This window comes from Halorubrum sp. SD612, from assembly GCF_002135005.1.
In genome coordinates, this window is the sequence record NZ_NEWI01000349.1 from 1 (window position 1) to 1,511 (window position 1,511).

A 1,511-nucleotide genomic window follows, 5' to 3' on the forward strand; every position below is an offset into this window, starting at 1 on the left:
ATCGAAGACTCGATCCGGGAGGCGGAACGCGAGCGCGACGACCACCGCGACGCGATCCGCGAGGCCCGCGAGCGGATCGACGACATCGAGGCCGCGATCGACGGACTGCTCGACGACGCCGGCCTCGACGCGCCGACCGAGGAGGCCGTCGCCGACCGCCGCGCGGAGCTCGACGACCGGGAGGAAGCGGTCCGCGAGGAGCTCGACGACGAGCGGGTGAGCGCCGAGGCGTTCCGGAACCAGGCGACGAACCTCGCCGGGAAGGCGGACGACCGGACCGAGCGCGCCGCGGAGATCGAATCGGAGGCCGACGCCCTCGCCGACGAGGCCGAGGCGGCGGCGACCGAGGCCGACGAGAGCGAGTCCTCGATCGACGACCTCCGCGGGGAGGCCGACGGGCTCCGCGAGCGGTTCGCGGCGGCCGACGCCGACGTCGACCGCGGGGGCGTCGCCGACGAGTTAGAGCGGCTCCGAGAGCGGCGCGGCGAGGTCCGCGAGCGGATCGCGGAGCTGTCGGCGGAGCTGAAGAACGCCCGCGAACGGGTCGAAGAGGCCGAGGAACTGCTCGCGGCCGGGAAGTGCCCCGAGTGCGGGCAGCCGGTCGAGGACTCGCCGCACGCCAGCGGGGTCGAGGAGGACCGCGAGCGCGTCGAAGAGCTCGAAGCGGAGCTCGAGGAGGTCCGCGAGCGCGAGGGCGACCTCGACGACCGGATCGCGGAACTCGACGAGCTCGCGAGCGCAGCCGACCGCCTCGACGAGATCAGCGAGCGGATCGAGACCCTCGGCGAGCGAGTCACGGAGAAGCGCGAGGAGGCCGAACGGAAGCGGGAGGCGGCCGAGGAGAAGCGCGAGCGCGCGGCCGATCTCCGCGAGGAGGCCGAGGAGACCCGCGAGGTCGCCGCGCAGAAGCGCGAGGAGGCGGAGGCGGCCGCGGAGCGCGTCGAGGAGCTGGAGGCGTCCCTGTCGGAGCTCGACGACGCCCGCGAGGCGGTGACGGCGGTCGAGGAGCGCCTGTCCGCGGTCGCGGACGCGGAGGACGAGATTGAACGCCGACGCGAGAAGCGGGAGAACCTCGACGAGGTGAACGACGAGCGGCGCGACCGGCTCGCCGACAAGCGCGACCGCCGCGACGAGCTCGCGGACGCCGTCGACGAGACCGCGGTCGAGGACGCGAGGGAGCGGAAACGGGAGGCCGAGCGGTACCTCGAACAGGTCGCCGACGAGCTCGACCGCCTCGGCGAGAAGCGGACGGAACTTCAGAACGCCATCGGCGGAGTGAAAGGCGAGCTCCGCGAGTTAGCGGATCTCCGCGAAGAGCGCGAGGCGCTTGACGAGCGGGTGGCGGCGCTGGAGGGGCTCCACGAGGAGACGAGCGAACTGGAGTCGATGTACGGCGACCTGCGGGCGGAGCTCCGCCAGCGCAACGTCACCGAGTTGGAGCGCACCCTCAACGAGACCTTCGAGCTCGTCTACGGCAACGACGCCTACTCGCACATCGAGCTCGACGGCGA

At 72.8% G+C, this 1,511-nt stretch carries 1 pseudogene; it reads left to right on the top strand.

The window, feature by feature from the left end:
• Positions 1-1,511 (top strand): annotated as a pseudogene (locus B9G38_RS17220) (chromosome segregation protein); the annotation flags it as partial.